The organism is Rhodococcus sp. WB9 (assembly GCF_007558985.1).
In the GTDB taxonomy this organism is placed as follows: domain Bacteria; phylum Actinomycetota; class Actinomycetes; order Mycobacteriales; family Mycobacteriaceae; genus Rhodococcus_F; species Rhodococcus_F opacus.
The window spans coordinates 4,563,157-4,578,379 of sequence record NZ_CP041769.1 but is presented as its reverse complement, the minus strand read 5'-3'; the positions used below and the strand labels follow the sequence as shown (position 1 = coordinate 4,578,379).

Below are 15,223 nucleotides of genomic sequence, written 5' to 3'. Positions count from 1 at the left end.
CTCGGATCGATCATGGAACCAGTGTCGCATCCCCGGGCGAGTCGGGATCGGACCATGCCACCACCGCGGTGCCGGTCAGCGTCCGGGTTCCATCGGTGAGCTCCACGGTCAGGTCCAGACGGGCGCGTCGTTCGCCGTCGACTGTCACGATCTCCTTGACTTCGGCCGTCAACACAGGTTCAGCGAGGATCGGGGTGATCGCCGTGAACCGTGCAGACAGCTCTCGGATGCGGCTCTGGGGTACCCAGTCGGTGAGTAGACGTCCGAGATAGGCCATCGACAGCATGCCGTGTGCGAAGACGTCGTCGACGCCGGAAGCGCGTGCGGAGTCGATGTCGATGTGGATCGGATTGTGATCGCCGGATGCGCCGGCGAACAACGCCAGGGTCGTGCGGGTCACGGCGCCCGGCCGCAACTCCGGTACGGCTTCGGTGACGGTCGATGTAGATGAGTTCACGGCTTGCTCCCAGGGTTCTTGATGACACTGACGCTCTCGAGTTCCGCAACGAGGATGTCGTCCCGGGACACTGCGCTTCGTCGTACCAGGAAGTCGAGGGCGCCACCGGCCTTGGTGTAGGCGTCGACGTAGGCGGATTCGAAGGTCACACGCTCGCCGGCGTGGACATCGGCGAAGTAGCGGAACCGTTGCTCGCCGTGAAGGACATTGCCGAGGTCGACACCGTGGGCCGCAAGATCCGCGAAGACACCCGAATTCTCGAGTTCGAGTCCGAAGAGGAACGTAGGGGGTGCGAGCACATCCGGGTGGCCGGCTGCGACGGCGGCGTCGCGGTCGCGGTAGATCGGATTCTCCTCGCCGATCGCGACGGAGAACTGCCGGATCCGCCCGCGTTCGACGTCGACGACGATCGGCGGCACGATGACGTCGAGGATTGCATGGTCGAGTGACATCAGGACACCTTCTCGTACATCGTGACGACGCAGGCGCCGCCGAGTCCGAGATTGTGCTGCAACGCGATTCGCGCTCCTTCGACCTGTCGCAGACCGGCTTGCCCGCGCAGGTGCCACACCAATTCGGCGCACTGCGCCAATCCGGTGGCGCCGAGGGGATGTCCCTTGGAGAGAAGACCACCGGACGGATTGGTCACGACCCGCCCGCCGTAGGTGTTGTCGCCGTCGAGCACGAACTTCTCCGCGGTCCCCTCAGGGGTGAGCCCGAGGCCCTCGTACGTGATCACCTCGTTGGTGCTGAAGCAGTCGTGCAGTTCCACGACGGGGATGTCGAGCGGGTCGACGCCGGACTGTTCGTACACCTCGGCCGATGCCTTGGCCGTCATGTCGTATCCGGCGACCTTCATCATGTCGGTGGTGTCGAACGTGCCGGTCAGGTCGGTAACCATCGACTGGGCGCGAATGCGGACGCTTGCGTCCAGTCCACGGGCGCGGGCGAACTCTTCGCTGCACACGATGGCGGCGGCCGCGCCGTTGGTGGGTGGGCAGCACATCAGGAGCGTCAGCGGTCCCCAGATGTGCTTCGAGGACATCACGGTGTCGAGGTCGATCGGATCGCGGAACACGGCGAGCGGGTTCCGGGCTGCGTGCGACCGCGCCTTGACCGACACGCGTCCGAACACCTCGGCGGAAACGCCGTAACGCACCATGTATTCGAGGCCGGCTCCGCCGAACATCTTCGCGGCCATGGGGGCGTTCTCGTCGCCGCCGGGCATCGACGCGGCGATGTTCTCGCCGCGCGCGGTGGGGCTCGGACGATCACTGTACGCGTTGACGAGGGCACCGGGCTGCATCTGTTCGAAGCCCAGTGCGAGAACGCATTCCGCGGCACCCGACGCCACGGTCTGGCGTGCGAGCCACAGAGCGCTCGACCCGGTCGAGCAGTTGTTGTTGACGTTGACGACCGGGATGCCGGTCAATCCGATGTCGTAGAGAGCGTTCTGCCCCGACGTCGAGTCGCCGTAGACGTAGCCGACGAAAGCTTGCTCGACGTCGGTGTATTCGAGACCGGCGTCCTTCAAGGCCGCTGTTGCTGCCGCGGCGCCCATCCGATCGTATGTCTCGCTCTTGCCGGGTTTGGTGAACGGCATCATTCCGACGCCGCTGATGCAGACGTTCCTCATGGGGCCTGCCTTTCGTTCGAAGTGGTTGTTTTGTAGGTCGGACCCATGAGAACTATACATATTGGCGATTAACAATCATTCTAAAAACCCAGATAAAGGTCACCATTGACTCCCGAAGTGGGTGAAGTTAGTATTCACCCCAGTGACTGAGGTCACAACACGACTTTTGGCGCGACGACGCCGCCGCGACCGGCGGTCGAGCGCTCGGCGCAAACATCTCAGGAGGAAGCACGTGAGCGTCCAGAAACTGCAGGGCACGGTGGCGTTGGTATCCGGATCAGGCCGCGGCATCGGGCGCGCCGTCGCGGTGAAGCTGGCATCCGAAGGAGCGCGGGTCGTGGTCAACGATCTCGACGCCGAACCCGCCAAGGAAGTGGTTGCAGAGATCGAAGCTCTCGGCGGACAGGCCGTCGCGTGTGTCGGAAGCGTCACCGACCCGGAATTCGCCGATCGCTTCGTCGCCACCGCGGTGGACAACTTCGGCGGGATCGACATCATCGTCAACAACGCCGGTTACACCTGGGACAACGTGATCCAGAAGATGACCGACCAGCAATGGGCGGACATCGTCGACGTGCACCTGACGGCGCCGTTCCGCATCCTGCGCGCAGCTCAACCGGTCATCAGCGCGGCTGTGAAGCGTGAGCGCGAGTCTGGTGCCGTCCGGTGCCGGAAGGTCGTGAACATCTCGTCCACCTCGGGACTGCTGGGCAACCCCGGCCAGGCGAACTACTCGTCTGCAAAGGCAGGCATGGTCGGCCTGACCAAGACCATCGCCAAGGAGTGGGGCCGCTACAACGTAACCTCCAACGCGGTCGCGTACGGCGTGGTCAACACGCGTCTGACGTCGGTGACCACCGAGGCGAAGACCATCAAGGTCGAGGACCGCGACATCAAGGTCGGCGTCGACCCTGCGGTGATGGACGCGGCCACCAAGCAGATCGCCCTCGGCCGGGCCGGCACTGTCGAAGAAGCTGCCGGCGCCGTTTACCTGCTGTGCAGCCCCGAGTCGAGCTACATCACCGGCCAGGTCCTGGTATGCGGCGGGGGACTGTGACGGACATGTCCGTGTACGAGGACGAGGCACGGGGTTACGAGGACGTTCGCTACGAGGTGTCGGCCGGCGTGGCGGTCGTGACTCTCGATGCCCCCGAGCGCCGCAACGGGATGCGCGTGCGAATGCTCGTCGACCTGCTGCGCATCCTCGATCGCGCCGACCGCGACCCCGAGGTTCGGGCCGTGATCGTCACCGGTGCCGGAGACGCGTTTTCCGTCGGCGCCGCACTGGACGGTCCGGAAACCCTCTCCCGGGCTTTGGTCGAGGACACCGACGGACACACCCCCACCGGCTACCGCGAACCCGCGGGCCGAATCAGCGAACGGCTCTTCGCGATGCAGAAACCCGTGATCGCGGCCCTCAACGGGCACGCGATCGGCGGTGGCGCGACGATCGCCGCGGCGATGGATATGCGCATTGCCAGCCAAGACGCACGATTCGGATTCGTCTTCACCCGGCGAGGCGTGGTCCCCGAGGGTGCGTCGTCGTGGTTCCTGCCCCGGCTCGTCGGGGTCGGGCGCGCAACCGACTGGATCCTGTCGGGTCGAGTCTTCGACGCCGCCGAGGCTTACGCGGCGGGATATCTCACCCGCGTCGTGCCCGCAGACCAGGTGATGCCGACTGCCAGGGCGTACGCGGACCAGTTCGTCCACGACACGTCGCCGACCTCGGTAGCGCTGTCCAAGCGGCTCCTCACCTCGGGGTGGCAGCACGCGCATCCAGGTCCGGCAGCGGCGGACGAGTCCCGGACCTACGCCGGACGAGTCGACTCGGAAGATGCGCGCGAAGGAATCCTGTCGTTCCTCGAGCGCCGACCGGCGGTCTTCCCGCCACTGGACCCATCACCCGCCGAAAAATTCTGAATCCGAAGCTGATCGAACCGAGGAGTGCTATGACGACCGAACCGTTCACCGTGTGCAAGTACGGCGCCGATGCGGAGGGAACGCACGATTTCGCCGGCATCCCCAATTTCAACGAGAGCGTCTACTTCAACTTTGTCGACCCGATCTCTCAGCTCGGCGGTCTCGTCCGGATCGGTAACCGGCCGAACCTCGGGTACAGCGAGACCTCGGTGCAGTTGACCATGCCCGGCGGCGCCATCGCGTTCCGGGCGGGGCGGACTCCGTGTGAGACGAACGACAGCTTCTCCGGTCAGGGACTCGAGATCGTCATCAAGGAACCCACGCGGACAGCGGAGATCAACTATCGCAATACCGTTGCTCGCGTGGTACATCCGTCGTTGATGGCGGAGAACGGACGCATCGCGCTCAAGAATGCGCCGTCGGAGGAATGCGAGATCTCGCTGACCTATGAGGCGTCCAGCCCGATGTTCGTCATCAACGGCGACGGCGACGGCGACTGCACGCCGGGAAGTTCCGTCATCGCCAGCGACCACTACGAGCAGTTCGGGCACCTTTCGGGCGCCATCCGGGTCGGTGGCCGCACCTGGACGCTCGACAAGGTCACCTCGTTCCGCGACCACTCGTGGGGTCCGCGGGAGTGGGCGTCGTACACAGGCGAGTGGCTGGCCGGCTGGCTCGCGGACGGTACCGCGTTCAGTGCGTACGGTGAATACGAGAAGTCCGGCATCCGGGTGTCCGCCGGCGCGGTGCTCACCACCGACAACGTGGCGCACCCGATTACCGACTACACGGTGCACACCGACTACGCGGGTGAATCCCGCTACGACGGACGCCATGTCGGCATCATCACCGCAGAGGGATTGCCGACGATCGTCGTCGACGGGGCGATCCGGCACTTCGTACCGGTCACCCAGCGTACCGAGGACCGTGCGGTCCGGATGGCTCAGATGACCGTCGACCTGGCCGAGGGGCATGGCGGTTGGGCCGTCGCGGAGTTCCTGCGCCCGATCCGCGCCTGAACATACTCCGCCAGTTCGTTTCTCATCCACCCGTCTCTGAGGAGCTTCGTCATGTATCCCGGGCGCTATGCCATCGAACATCCCGATCGTCCAGCAATCATCATGGCCCCCAGCGGTGAGGTCCTGACCTACGCAGACCTCGACGCGCGTGCCAACCAACTGGCCGCTCTGCTCCGCTCGGAAAGGCTGGGTCCGGGTGACCACATTGCGTTGTTCATGGAGAACAATATCGAGATGATCGTGGCGATGTCCGCGGCCGAGCGCTCGGGGCTGTTCTACACGCCGGTCAATTCGTTCCTGTCCGCGGCCGAAGCTGCGTATATCATCGACGACTCACAGTCCCGGCTCGTCATCACAACGAAGGCAAAATCGTCTGTTGCACAGGAGTTCCCCGACCTGTGTCCGAGGGTGACACGCTGGCTCATGGTCGACGCCGAGGCGGGTTCGGCCGCCCTGACCGGACCGTACGAGTCCTACTGCGCGGCGGTCGCCGGATACGGGACGGAACCCGGCGAGAACGAGCGGCTCGGCACACCGATGTTCTACTCGTCGGGAACGACGGGCCGGCCCAAGGCGATCAAGCGTGCGCTGCCCGACGCGCATCCGGGCGAGATCTTGGCGATCGAGGACTTCGGCCGCAAGCTGTTCCACCTGCGCGAGGGGATGCGGTTCCTCTCACCGGCTCCGTTGTACCACTCGGGTCCGCAGTCGACGGTCGCGATCGGCCTGCGTCTGGGGGCCACCATCGTGGTGATGGAGAAGTTCGACGCCGAGCTGTACCTCGAACTCGTCGAGCAGCACTCCATCACACACTCGATGGTCGTTCCGACGATGTTCTCGCGGATGCTCAAACTGCCTCCTGAGAAACGCGCCCGCGACGTGTCCTCGCTCGAGGTGGTCGTACACGGCGCTGCCCCGTGCCCCGTTGCAGTGAAAGAGGCCATGCTCGACTGGTGGGGCCCGGTCGTCTACGAGTACTACGGCGGCACCGAGGCCAACGGCATGTGTGGATGCACCCCCGAAGAATGGCTGGCGCACAGGGGAACCGTCGGCAGGCCGTTCATGGGCGAGCCGGTGATCCTCGACGACGACGGCAACGAGTGCCCTCCCGGTGTCGCCGGAACCGTCTGGTTCCGCGGTGAGGGCAGCGGCTTCGAATATTTCAACGATCCCGGCAAGACGTCCGAGGCCAAGGACCCCACCGGCACGATGTCCAAGATCGGCGATATCGGCTATCTCGACGAGGACGGATTTCTCTACCTCACCGATCGCCAGGCATTCGTCATCATCTCCGGCGGGGTGAACATCTATCCTCAGGAGATCGAGAACCTGCTCGTCACGCATCCGAAGGTAATGGACGCCGCTGTTTTCGGAGTTCCGGACGAGGACTTCGGCGAGGCCGTCAAGGCCGTGATCCAGGCCGTCGACCCGGCACAGGCCGATCTCGACCTGGTGTCCGAACTGAACCAGTTCTGCCGCGATAATCTCGCAAAGTTCAAGTGTCCCAGATCGTTCGACTTCATCGACGAAATGCCGAGACTGCCCACCGGCAAGCTCTACAAGAAAACGCTCCGCGACGCGTACTGGACGACCGCGGACGCCGCAGCACCGCGCGCCTGACGCCCGGCATCTACCGACGCGCCGCGCATCCCCTCGAGAACAGGATTCGAAATGCCCCATGACGTGTACGTGTACGACGCCTTCCGCACCCCGCGAGGTCGCGGACGAGGTGGAGCCTTGCACGGCGTCAAGCCCATCTCCCTCGTCGTCGGTCTGCTGCATGCGCTTCAGGACCGCAACCCGAGTCTCGACCCCAAGCGCGTGGACGACCTGATCCTCGGCGTGGTCGGGCCGCTGCGCGACCAGGGTGCCGACATCGCGCGTACCGCGGCGATCGCCGCCGGCCTGCCCGAGACCGTGGCCGGTGTGCAGATGAACCGCTTCTGCGCGTCCGGTCTCGAGGCCGTCAACACCGCGTCACAGAAGGTGGCATCGGGGTGGGAGTCGCTCGTCCTCGCCGGCGGTGTCGAAAGCATGTCCCGCGTTCCGATGGGATCGGACGGCGGCGCGTGGGCCAACGACCCGGAGACCAACCTGACCACCGGGTTCGTTCCGCAGGGCATCGGTGCCGACCTCATCGCGACGCTCGAGGGTTTCACCCGCGAGGACGTCGACGCGTTCGCGGTCGAATCGCAGCGCCGTGCCGCGACGGCATGGGACGAGGGCCGATTCGCGCGCTCGATCGTGCCGGTGCTCGACCGGAACGGGCAGACAATCCTCGACCACGACGAGCACATCCGCCGGGGTACGACCCTCGAGTCGCTCGGCAAAATCAAGCCCGCGTTCGCCGGACTCGATGCCGCTGGTTTCGACGCGGTCGCGTTGCAGAAGTACCACTGGGTCGAGCGGATCGATCACGTGCACACCGGCGGCAACTCGTCGGGCATCGTCGACGGCGCCGCGCTCGTCGCACTCGGAAACGAGCAGATCGGCACCGAACTCGGCCTCACGCCGCGCGCCCGCATCGTCGCGGGTGCGGTGAGCGGCTCCGACCCCATGATCATGCTGACCGGTCCGGCCCCGGCGAGCCGCAAGGCTCTCGAGGTCGCCGGACTGAGCGTCGACGACATCGATCTGTTCGAGATCAACGAGGCCTTCTCCTCGGTCGCGCTGCGCTTCATGCGAGACCTCGATCTTCCGCACGAGAAGGTCAATGTCAACGGTGGCGCCATCGCCATGGGACATCCGCTCGGCGCGACCGGCGCGATGCTGATCTCGACGATGGTCGACGAACTCGAGCGTCGTGATCTGCGCCGCGGACTGGTCACGCTGTGCGTCGGCGGTGGCATGGGTATCGCAACGATCGTCGAGCGGTTGTGAGTGCACGTGACCGACATTTCCCCCCGACCTACATCGCACCGAGAGAGTCGTGACCGCACCATGAGCGAGGCCAGCGCCGTGAGCACCGCAGACACCACCACCACCGAGACCATCACCTGGGGACAGACCGAATCCGGAGTCGTTGTCCTGACTTTCGACGATCCCACGCAGTCGGTCAATACGATGACCGCGGCGTGGTCCGCATCCCTGTCGGCAGCTCTCGACCGGCTCGCGGCCCTCGGGTCCGACCTGACGGGCGTGATCCTCACCTCCGCCAAGAAGACCTTCTTCGCCGGTGGTGATCTCGGCGACCTGCTCGCGACGACGCCCGAGCAGGCCGGCGAGCTCACCGCATTCGCGGACGGCGCCAAGGCCATGTTGCGTCGGCTCGAGACTCTCGGTGTCCCCGTGGTCGCCGCACTCGGCGGCAGCGCGCTCGGCGGCGGCTACGAGATCGCGCTCGCATGCCACCACCGCATCGCCGTCGACTCGCCGGCGCTGCGGATCGGGCTTCCCGAGGTCACCCTCGGTCTGCTGCCGGGTGGTGGTGGCGTGGTGCGCACCGTGCGCCTGCTCGGCCTGGACGTCGCACTCGACAAGGTCCTGCTGCCCGGAACTGCGTACCGGGTCCAGGACGCGCTCGAACTCGGACTGATCGACCGCATCGTCCCCGACGCCGACTCGCTGATCGCGGCTGCGACGGAATGGATCTCGGCCAACCCGGGTGCTGCCCAGCCGTGGGATCGGGGCGTGCCCATCCCGGGCGGGACCGCGCACACCCCCGAGATCGAGTCGATGCTGCCGTTGCGCAGCGGCATGCTGCGCGCCCGCCACAAGGGCGCACCGATGCCCGCCCCCGCCAACATCCTCGCCGCGGCCGTCGAGAGCACCCAGGTCGACTTCGACACCGCGTCCGCGGTCGAGACCCGGTACTTCGTCGAACTGGCCACCGGCCCCGTCTCGAAGAACATCATCCAGGGCACGTTCTTCGACAAGCAGACCATCAAGTCCGGCGCGAGCCGCCCGGAAGGCTTCCCCGTCCACCGCGCGAACTTCGCCGCCGTACTCGGTGCGGGCATGATGGGCGCCGGCGTGGCCCTGTCGTGTGCTCTCGTCGGAATGCGGGTGGCGCTCAAGGACGTCGATTCCGCCGCCGCGGAACGTGGCAAGGACTATGCCCGCAAGGTGCTGGGCAAGCAGGTCGATGCCGGGAAGCGCACCCGGGAGGACGCCGATGCGATCCTGAACCTCATCACCCCGACCGCATCGGTCGCCGACCTCACCGGCGCCGACCTGGTGATCGAAGCGGTGTTCGAGGATCCGGACCTCAAACGGAAGGTCTTCGCCGAGGTACTCGATGTGGTGGCCCCGGACGCCGTGCTCGCCTCCAACACCTCCACCCTCCCCATCACCGATCTGGCGAGCGAACTTCCGCGACCCGACGACTTCATCGGACTGCACTTCTTCTCGCCCGTCGACCGGATGGAACTCATCGAGATCATCGTCGGCGACAAGACCAGCGATGCGACCCTCGCGAAGGCCTTCGACATCGCGCTGCAGATGCGCAAGACCCCGATCGTCGTCGGAGACGGACGCGGCTTCTTCACCAGCCGGGTCATCCTGCAGCGGCTCGTGGAGGCGGCCGCGATGATCGGTGAGGGCGTCGACCCGCAGTCGATCGAGCAGGCATCACTGCAGGCCGGTTACCCCGTCGGCACTCTCGCGTTGCTCGACGAACTGACCCTGTCGTTGCCGCTGAAGATCCGCGGTCAGTTCCGCGAGGTCGCGCAACAGCAGGGTGCCGAGCTCGCCGACCATCCGGGCGACGCGGTGCTCACCGCGATGGTCGAGGAACTGGGCCGGCCCAGCCGGGTGGCGGGCGGTGGCTTCTACGAGTACCCGGACGGCCGCCGCGGTGCGCTGTGGCCGGGCCTTGCCGAACGCTTCCCGGTCACCGGGGAACGCGCCGACCTGACCGAGCTGCGTGATCGCCTGTTGTTCGCCGAGGTACTTGAGACGGTGCGCTGCCACGAGGACGAGATTCTGCGCTCGACCGCCGATGCGAACGTCGGGTCGCTGCTGGGTATCGGATTCCCGACCTGGACCGGTGGCACCAGCCAGTTCGTCGCGGGATACCCCGGTGGCACCGAGGCGTTCGTGCGCCGCGCGCAGGAACTCGCCGACGCCTACGGGCCGCGGTTCACCCCGCCCGCGTCACTGTTGGAGGGCTGAGACGTGCGCAGATCCCTCTACACCCCGGAACACGAAGCGTTCCGGTCCGCGTTTCGCGCGCTGCTCGACCGGGAGGCGGTGCCGAACGTCGATAAGTGGGAACAGGCTGGGACCGTCGACCGGGATTTCATCACCGCGGCAGCCGAATCCGGTTTCGTCGGTTTCGAATTCGATCCGGAGTTCGGCGGACTCGGAATCTCGGATTTCCGCTACAACGCGGTGATGACCGAGGAGGTCGTGCGCTCCGGCATGGCCGGCGACACCTTCAGCATGCAGAACGACATCATCGTCCCGTATCTGCGCGACCTCACGACCGACGAGCAGAAGCAGCGCTGGCTCCCGAAGTTCACTCGGGGTGAATGCGTGACGGCGCTCGGTATGACCGAGCCCGGTGCCGGCTCGGATCTGGCGTCGATCCGGACGAGCGCGGTTCGCGACGGCGACGATCTGATCATCAACGGCACTAAGACGTTCATCACCAGCGGCGCGACCTGCGACCTGGCGATCGTGCTGGTGCGGACGGGCGAGCGGGACGGCCGCGGGACATCGTTCGTCGTCGTCGAGAACGGAACACCGGGATTCGAACGCGGTCGGCCGATGCACAAGATCGGCCGCAAGGCCCAGGACACCGCGGAGTTGGTGTTCACCGACTGCCGGGTGCCCGTCGCGAACATCGTCGGTGAGCCCGGTCGCGGATTCGGTTCGGCGATCGCGAATCTGCCGCGCGAGCGGCTGTCGATCGCGGTGTCCGGGGTCGCGTCCGCCGCACACGCACTGGGCCTCGCGCTCGATCACGTCCGCTCCCGGGTGGCCTTCGGTGCACCGCTGGCGGATCTGCAGTCGGTGCGGATGGCGATCGCGGAGATGCATACCGACGTCCAGGTCCTCCAGCACTACGTCGACGGATGTGTGGAAGCACTGGGCCGTGGTGACCTCACCGCGGACGACGCCGCGGGCGCCAAGTACAAGGCCACCGAACTGCAGTGGGACGTGGTCGACCGGTGCCTGCAGTTGTTCGGCGGCTACGGCTACATGGAGGAATACCCGATCGCGCGGATCTGGCGCGACGCGCGCATCCAGCGGATCTACGGAGGAGCGAACGAAGTGATGAAGGATCTGGTCGGCCGTGCGGTGGTGGCCCGATGAGCAACGCACCGGGTGCGGCTCCGCTTGCCGGGCGTACCGCACTCGTCACGGGTGGTTCGCGTGGCGTCGGCCGGGCCGTCGCGCTGCGACTGGCCCGGGACGGCGCCGCGGTGGCGGTGAACTACCGGCGCGATGCGGCGGCCGCCGACGAGGTGGTCGAGCAGATCGTGGCAGCGGGAGGCCGCGCCGCGGCGTATCGCGCGTCGATCGCCGACGAGGCCGCGGTCGCGGACATGGTGGTGGCGATCCGGTCCGACCTCGGTCCGATCGATCTGATCGTGAGCAATGCCGGCTCGGCCAGTCGCGGCCAGGATGTGGCGTCGACCCCGTATGCCGACTATCTCCAGCTCATGCAGGTGCATGCGTTCGGTCCGATCGGGCTTATCCAGCAGGTGCTGCCGGATATGCGCAAGGCGGCCGCGGGTGAGGTGGGACGAGGCGACATCGTGATGATCTCGTCCAACACCACGCTGTCCGCACCGCCCAACTCCGCGCCGTACACGATGGCGAAGGCCGCGATGGAGATGTGTGTGCGCACCCTCGCGCGTGAGGAACGCCGCTACGGCATCCACGCCAATATCGTCGCGCCCGGTCTCATCGCCACCGATATGGGTAAGCGGCTGGTTTCGGCTTCGCGGGGGGCCGACATCGGTGATCTCGACGCCGACTCGCCGTTCGGGCGGGTCTGTCGACCGGAGGACGTCGCAGGCACGGTGACGTTCCTGGTATCGCCGGACTCCGGCTACGTGACCGGCCAGCATCTGGTCGTCGACGGCGGCGGCCCGAATCCGACCATCTTCTGACGACCGACATATACGAGTGAGGTTTCCGTGACGACCGTGGCCGAGGCAGACACACCTACGACCGAGCACGACGATTTCTTCGCTGAGCTGACCGCATCACTGGATGCTGCGTTGTCCGCCGGCGGGACCGTGCGATTGACCGACATCGACCAGCGCGGAGAGGGCAATTCGTGGGAAACCTATCTGGTCACCGCGGAGTGGACCGCTGCCGGCGACCCCCACACCGACACCTTCGCGGTCAAGCGCCAACCGGTCAGCGGCATCATCGGTGACTACGACGTGAACCGGGAGGTGGCGTTGCTCGAGGCGGCGGCGCGCACCGGGATGCGGGTTCCGGCGGTGATCGCACATCGCGGTGAGACAGGTGGTGAGCGTGGGTTCTTCGTGATGGAGAAGGTGCCGGGCATCATTCCGATGCCGAACACGGTCTCGCGGCTCGTCCCGGACACCGGCCGGCGCGCGGAACTCGGGCGGGAGGTCGCCCGGGAGATGGCGCGTCTGCACGGCGTGGATCCGCGCACGATGGGGTTGAGTGTGCTCGGGGACGTACCGGACGGTGCCGATACGGGCAGGATCGAGAACGACAAGTGGGCCGGTGCGTACCGCGAGGTCGCGGACATCTCGATCCCGGTGCTCGATCTGGCCTGTGCGTGGCTCGACCATCGCAGCGATGCCGTATCAGGCCGGATAAGCCTGGTTCACAACGATTTCCGGGTCGGCAACCTCGTCGTTCAGGACGGAGCGATCTCCGGGGTCCTGGATTGGGAGACCGCTCACTTCTCCGATCCCACCGCCGACATCGCCTGGTTCGCGCAGCGCACCTCGCGGGGCCGGTCTCCGCTGCTGTGCAAGCTGATTGAACTCGAGCCGTTCCTCGACGAGTACGAGCGGGCGGGCGGGTGGCGGCCGAGCCCCGAGACACTCGCCTGGTGGTCGGTCCAATCCTTGGTCAAAACCGCTGTGGGCTGCCTGCAGGCCGTGGATGTGTACAAGCGCGGGGACCGCGACGAACTGCGGTATTCGAACATGGCGCACAGCGTCTACTACAGCATCGGCTGGCTGACGAAGATGCTCCGCGACGGAGAATGGGGAAACTGACGTGACCGTCTATTCGACAGACCTGACCATGCTGCTGAGCACGATCACCGACACACTCGGCCTGCGCGTCGCTCCGGCCCTCCCGGACGGGCCCGCCCGGTTGGAACTCGCCGGCGTGCTCGAGCAGCTCGACAACCTTGCGGACCGTCTCGCGTGGGACCAGACGCGGCTGGGACAGGCGTGCGAACGCACGGAGGAGCTGGCAGGAAGACTTGGGCTCGCACCCGACCCCGCGCTGGCCGCCGATGTTTACACCCTGCGCAGACGCAGGCGTGAAGTCTCCGAGCTCCTTCGCACCGCCTATCGCGAGGGTGTCCCAGACGAGAGCGTCGTCGCATCGGTGCTGGAGTTCTCGGAACAGGATGTCCAGGAACAGATTTCGAACGGCCTGCGCGCCGGCCTGCCCGGCTGATCGGGAGGATGGTGAACATGCGCGTCCACGAACTGCTGGACCACTGGGCCGACCGCTTCCCGGACGAGATCTACGTCAGCGACGGAGATCGAAGCCTGACCTGGAACGAGATGCGGGAGTGGACGCATCGGGTCGGCAACTGGCTGGCCGACGCCCTGCAGCCCGGTGATCGGTTCTGCATGCTCGACCGGAACTCGCTGGAGATGATCGCGCTGTACTTCGGCGCATCGCGGGCCGGAGTGGTACCGGTGCCTCTCAACTTCCGGTTGGCTCCCCTGGAGTGGAAGTACATAGCGGAAGACGCGCGATGCACCCTGGCTGTCGTCCACGAGGATTACGCCGAAGCGCTGACCGCTGTCGTACCCGGCGTCACCGCCTCGGTCATCCGGGACGACAGAAACTCCCCGCTCAGGTTCGCCGACGACGTGGTCGCGTATCCGGCCGACCGCATCGATCGGGACGTGCCGGCCGAGGCGATCTATCACCAGATGTACACCAGCGGGACCACCGGGAAGCCGAGGGGCGCCATGGTGACCCACCGCTCCGCCTGCGCCAACGCGTTTCAGATCCAGCTCGCTCTCGACGCGAACCGGAAACGCACGCTGTGCGTGATGCCGCTGTTCCACGCCGGGGCGGCGCTGCAGATTCTCGCGTACACCACCGGTGGCTGCTCGATCCGCGTGGTCCGCGACTTCGACCGGGTGAGTGTGCTCAGCGCGATGTCGGAACTGCGGATCCAGCTTCTCACCCTGGCCCCGGCGATGATTCAGGACATGGTCGGCGACCCGCTCACCGCGGAACTCGACTTCACCGGTCTCGACCTGATGGTCTACGGCTCCGCCCCGATGGCGGTGGAAGTGCTGAGGAAGGCGATGAGCATCTTCGGGTGTGATTTCGCGCAGGCGTACGGCATGACCGAATCATGCGCTGTGTCAACGATCCTGGCCCCGGAAGATCACCACCGAGCACTCGGTGCGGATCCGGGGATCCTGATGTCGGCGGGCCGGCCCGTCATCGGAACCGCGTTGCGCGTGGTGGAGCGGGACGGCAGAGACGCCCCGGTCGGATCCGTCGGCGAGGTCCTCGTGCGAGGGCCACAGCTGATGAGTGGGTACTGGGCTCTCGAGGACGCCACCCGAGCGGCTCTCGACGGCGGCTGGCTCCGGACAGGCGACGCCGGATACCTCGACGCCGACGGTTTTCTGTACATCTCGGACCGGGTGAAGGACATGATCATCTCGGGTGGAGAGAACATCTACCCCCGAGAGATCGAGGAAGTGCTCTTCGCTATGGAAGGCGTCGCCGACGTCGCCGTCATCGGTGTGCCGAGCGAGCGATGGGGCGAAAGCCCGATCGCCATCATGGTTCCCCGGCCGGGAGCTGACCTCACCGAGCAGCACGTCCTCGATCACTGCCGGGCGAATCTCGCCCGGTTCAAGTGCCCAGCCGAGGTGATCTTCGTCGACTCGCTGCCGCGCAGCGCGGTCGGAAAGGTGCTCAAGCGCGATTTGCGGGCTCCCTACTGGCAGGGACTGGCTCGCGCGATCAACTGATCCTCCGGCGCTCACCGCGGCGTCCTTGCCCAAGGAGCAAGAGTGGACATTGTTTCGTTTGTCATCA

The 15,223-nt window shown here is 66.2% G+C and carries 14 protein-coding genes; 11 read left to right on the top strand and 3 right to left on the bottom strand.

Annotation, left to right across the window (positions count from 1 at the left end; translation table 11 throughout):
• Positions 1-10: 10 nt before the first annotated feature.
• The 3 genes from FND50_RS21170 to FND50_RS21160 are packed head-to-tail and all read right to left on the bottom strand — an operon-like array spanning position 11 to position 2,093.
• Positions 11-457, bottom strand: coding sequence for a MaoC/PaaZ C-terminal domain-containing protein (locus tag FND50_RS21170; protein ID WP_144286990.1), 447 nt, complete (start codon positions 455-457; stop codon positions 11-13).
• Positions 454-909 carry a MaoC family dehydratase N-terminal domain-containing protein gene (locus FND50_RS21165; RefSeq protein WP_144286989.1) on the bottom strand — a complete coding sequence of 152 codons (456 nt, stop codon included), beginning with the start codon at positions 907-909 and terminating at the stop codon, positions 454-456. Before FND50_RS21165 ends, FND50_RS21170 begins: the two co-directional genes overlap by 4 nt.
• Positions 909-2,093, bottom strand: coding sequence for a lipid-transfer protein (locus tag FND50_RS21160; RefSeq protein WP_144286988.1), 1,185 nt, complete (start codon positions 2,091-2,093; stop codon positions 909-911). Before FND50_RS21160 ends, FND50_RS21165 begins: the two co-directional genes overlap by 1 nt.
• Positions 2,094-2,325: 232 nt before the next feature.
• Here FND50_RS21160 and FND50_RS21155 point away from each other — a divergent pair, with 232 nt between their 5' ends.
• The 11 genes from FND50_RS21155 to FND50_RS21105 all read left to right on the top strand — a co-directional run bounded on the left by FND50_RS21155 (position 2,326) and on the right by FND50_RS21105 (position 15,156).
• A complete protein-coding gene (locus tag FND50_RS21155; protein WP_144286987.1) occupies positions 2,326-3,150 on the top strand; it encodes an SDR family NAD(P)-dependent oxidoreductase in 825 nt (274 codons plus the stop codon).
• Between the two features lie 5 nt (positions 3,151-3,155).
• A complete protein-coding gene (locus FND50_RS21150) occupies positions 3,156-4,013 on the top strand; it encodes an enoyl-CoA hydratase-related protein (RefSeq protein WP_144286986.1) in 858 nt (285 codons plus the stop codon).
• 29 nt (positions 4,014-4,042) lie between these two features.
• The gene (locus FND50_RS21145; RefSeq protein WP_144286985.1) at positions 4,043-5,032 is read left to right on the top strand and encodes a hypothetical protein; all 990 of its coding nucleotides are present in this window, start codon (positions 4,043-4,045) and stop codon (positions 5,030-5,032) included.
• 51 nt (positions 5,033-5,083) lie between these two features.
• Positions 5,084-6,652 carry an AMP-binding protein gene (locus tag FND50_RS21140; protein WP_144286984.1) on the top strand — a complete coding sequence of 523 codons (1,569 nt, stop codon included), beginning with the start codon at positions 5,084-5,086 and terminating at the stop codon, positions 6,650-6,652.
• Positions 6,653-6,703: 51 nt separating this feature from the next.
• On the top strand, positions 6,704-7,912 hold the full coding sequence (locus FND50_RS21135; protein WP_144286983.1) for an acetyl-CoA C-acetyltransferase: 1,209 nt from the start codon (positions 6,704-6,706) through the stop codon (positions 7,910-7,912).
• A 78-nt stretch (positions 7,913-7,990) separates the two neighbouring features.
• The gene (locus tag FND50_RS21130) at positions 7,991-10,144 is read left to right on the top strand and encodes a 3-hydroxyacyl-CoA dehydrogenase NAD-binding domain-containing protein (RefSeq protein ID WP_260850587.1); all 2,154 of its coding nucleotides are present in this window, start codon (positions 7,991-7,993) and stop codon (positions 10,142-10,144) included.
• A 3-nt stretch (positions 10,145-10,147) separates the two neighbouring features.
• The gene (locus FND50_RS21125) at positions 10,148-11,290 is read left to right on the top strand and encodes an acyl-CoA dehydrogenase family protein (protein ID WP_144286981.1); all 1,143 of its coding nucleotides are present in this window, start codon (positions 10,148-10,150) and stop codon (positions 11,288-11,290) included.
• Complete coding sequence (locus FND50_RS21120) at positions 11,287-12,093, top strand: SDR family NAD(P)-dependent oxidoreductase (protein WP_144286980.1); 807 nt, start codon at positions 11,287-11,289, stop codon at positions 12,091-12,093. The genes FND50_RS21125 and FND50_RS21120 overlap by 4 nt, the downstream gene beginning before the upstream one ends.
• Before the next feature lie 27 nt (positions 12,094-12,120).
• The gene (locus tag FND50_RS21115) at positions 12,121-13,191 is read left to right on the top strand and encodes a phosphotransferase family protein (protein WP_144286979.1); all 1,071 of its coding nucleotides are present in this window, start codon (positions 12,121-12,123) and stop codon (positions 13,189-13,191) included.
• 1 nt (position 13,192) lies between these two features.
• On the top strand, positions 13,193-13,603 hold the full coding sequence (locus tag FND50_RS21110) for a hypothetical protein (protein ID WP_144286978.1): 411 nt from the start codon (positions 13,193-13,195) through the stop codon (positions 13,601-13,603).
• A 17-nt stretch (positions 13,604-13,620) separates the two neighbouring features.
• On the top strand, positions 13,621-15,156 hold the full coding sequence (locus FND50_RS21105) for a class I adenylate-forming enzyme family protein (protein WP_186301112.1): 1,536 nt from the start codon (positions 13,621-13,623) through the stop codon (positions 15,154-15,156).
• The last annotated feature ends 67 nt before the right edge of the window (positions 15,157-15,223 follow it).

Bases quoted from the DNA above. Each gene is read 5' to 3' on its own strand.
- FND50_RS21165 (WP_144286989.1), bottom strand. From the start codon at position 909: ATGTCACTCGACCATGCAATCCTCGACGTCATCGTGCCGCCGATCGTC.
- FND50_RS21140 (WP_144286984.1), top strand. From the start codon at position 5,084: ATGTATCCCGGGCGCTATGCCATCGAACATCCCGATCGTCCAGCAATC.
- FND50_RS21160 (WP_144286988.1), bottom strand. From the start codon at position 2,093: ATGAGGAACGTCTGCATCAGCGGCGTCGGAATGATGCCGTTCACCAAA.
- FND50_RS21145 (WP_144286985.1), top strand. From the start codon at position 4,043: ATGACGACCGAACCGTTCACCGTGTGCAAGTACGGCGCCGATGCGGAG.
- FND50_RS21120 (WP_144286980.1), top strand. From the start codon at position 11,287: ATGAGCAACGCACCGGGTGCGGCTCCGCTTGCCGGGCGTACCGCACTC.
- FND50_RS21150 (WP_144286986.1), top strand. From the start codon at position 3,156: ATGTCCGTGTACGAGGACGAGGCACGGGGTTACGAGGACGTTCGCTAC.
- FND50_RS21105 (WP_186301112.1), top strand. From the start codon at position 13,621: ATGCGCGTCCACGAACTGCTGGACCACTGGGCCGACCGCTTCCCGGAC.
- FND50_RS21135 (WP_144286983.1), top strand. From the start codon at position 6,704: ATGCCCCATGACGTGTACGTGTACGACGCCTTCCGCACCCCGCGAGGT.